Source organism: Streptomyces viridochromogenes, assembly GCF_001270495.1.
GTDB classification, from domain to species: domain Bacteria; phylum Actinomycetota; class Actinomycetes; order Streptomycetales; family Streptomycetaceae; genus Streptomyces; species Streptomyces viridochromogenes_A.
This window is the reverse complement of the sequence record NZ_LGUR01000185.1, coordinates 1-213: the sequence shown is the minus strand read 5'-3', so window position 1 is coordinate 213 and position 213 is coordinate 1. Positions and strand designations below refer to the sequence as shown.

Annotated in this window: 1 protein-coding gene; it reads right to left on the bottom strand. The window is 69.5% G+C overall.

All coding sequences use genetic code 11. The annotated features are described in order from the left end of the window. On the bottom strand, positions 1-213 hold a 213-nt coding region (locus tag ADK36_RS18590; RefSeq protein WP_048587703.1), incomplete at both ends, for an alpha/beta fold hydrolase.

The window sequence follows — 213 nt, the reverse complement described above, 5'->3', positions numbered from 1 at the left end:
CGGGCGTCACGGCCGTGGAGCGCGCAGGACGCCGTACGGGCGCACCAGTCGGCGAACTGGCCGTACGACTCCTCCACCGCGATGGTCTCGGTCTTCTGGTAGGTCCACGTGTCCAGGCTGTGGTCCATGTTGGAGTCGAGCGTCATCGCGCGGACGCGGTGCGGGTAGCGCTCGGCGTACTGCTGGCCGATCGCGGTGCCATAGGAGACGCCG